The sequence below is a fragment of the Virgibacillus proomii genome (assembly GCF_900162615.1).
GTDB classification, from domain to species: Bacteria; Bacillota; Bacilli; order Bacillales; family Amphibacillaceae; genus Virgibacillus; species Virgibacillus proomii.
Window position 1 is genome coordinate 1 of the sequence record NZ_FUFN01000006.1, and the last position, 1527, is coordinate 1527.

1 rRNA gene is annotated in these 1527 nt (G+C 55.3%); it reads left to right on the forward strand.

The features are described from left to right. Positions 1 to 1507: ribosomal RNA gene (locus BN1066_RS00045) — 16S ribosomal RNA — on the forward strand; the annotation flags it as partial. Between the last annotated feature and the right edge of the window lie 20 nt (positions 1508 to 1527).

Below are 1527 nucleotides of genomic sequence, written 5' to 3' on the forward strand. Positions count from 1 at the left end.
AAGTCGAGCGCGGGAAGCAAGCAGAACCCCTTCGGGGGTGACGCATGTGGAACGAGCGGCGGACGGGTGAGTAACACGTGGGCAACCTGCCTGTAAGACTGGGATAACTCCGGGAAACCGGGGCTAATACCGGATAATACGTTTTCTTGCATAAGGAGACGTTAAAAGGCGGCGCAAGCTGTCACTTACAGATGGGCCCGCGGCGCATTAGCTAGTTGGTGGGGTAAAAGCCTACCAAGGCGACGATGCGTAGCCGACCTGAGAGGGTGATCGGCCACACTGGGACTGAGACACGGCCCAGACTCCTACGGGAGGCAGCAGTAGGGAATCTTCCGCAATGGACGAAAGTCTGACGGAGCAACGCCGCGTGAGTGAAGAAGGTTTTCGGATCGTAAAACTCTGTTGTTAGGGAAGAACAAGTGCCGTTCAAATAGGGCGGCACCTTGACGGTACCTAACCAGAAAGCCCCGGCTAACTACGTGCCAGCAGCCGCGGTAATACGTAGGGGGCAAGCGTTGTCCGGAATTATTGGGCGTAAAGCGCGCGCAGGCGGTCTTTTAAGTCTGATGTGAAAGCCCACGGCTTAACCGTGGAGGGCCATTGGAAACTGGAGGACTTGAGTACAGAAGAGGAGAGTGGAATTCCACGTGTAGCGGTGAAATGCGTAGAGATGTGGAGGAACACCAGTGGCGAAGGCGACTCTCTGGTCTGTAACTGACGCTGAGGTGCGAAAGCGTGGGTAGCGAACAGGATTAGATACCCTGGTAGTCCACGCCGTAAACGATGAGTGCTAGGTGTTAGGGGGTTTCCGCCCCTTAGTGCTGCAGTTAACGCATTAAGCACTCCGCCTGGGGAGTACGGCCGCAAGGCTGAAACTCAAAAGAATTGACGGGGACCCGCACAAGCGGTGGAGCATGTGGTTTAATTCGAAGCAACGCGAAGAACCTTACCAGGTCTTGACATCCTCTGACGGCCCTAGAGATAGGGAGTTCCCTTCGGGGACAGAGTGACAGGTGGTGCATGGTTGTCGTCAGCTCGTGTCGTGAGATGTTGGGTTAAGTCCCGCAACGAGCGCAACCCTTGATCTTAGTTGCCAGCATTCAGTTGGGCACTCTAAGGTGACTGCCGGTGACAAACCGGAGGAAGGTGGGGATGACGTCAAATCATCATGCCCCTTATGACCTGGGCTACACACGTGCTACAATGGATGGAACAAAGGGCAGCGAAGCCGTGAGGCCAAGCAAATCCCACAAAACCATTCTCAGTTCGGATTGCAGGCTGCAACTCGCCTGCATGAAGCCGGAATCGCTAGTAATCGCGGATCAGCATGCCGCGGTGAATACGTTCCCGGGTCTTGTACACACCGCCCGTCACACCACGAGAGTTGGTAACACCCGAAGTCGGTGAGGTAACCGTAAGGAGCCAGCCGCCGAAGGTGGGACCAATGATTGGGGTGAAGTCGTAACAAGGTAGCCGTATCGGAAGGTGCGGCTGGATCACCTCCTTTCTAAGGAATAAGATAAAGCG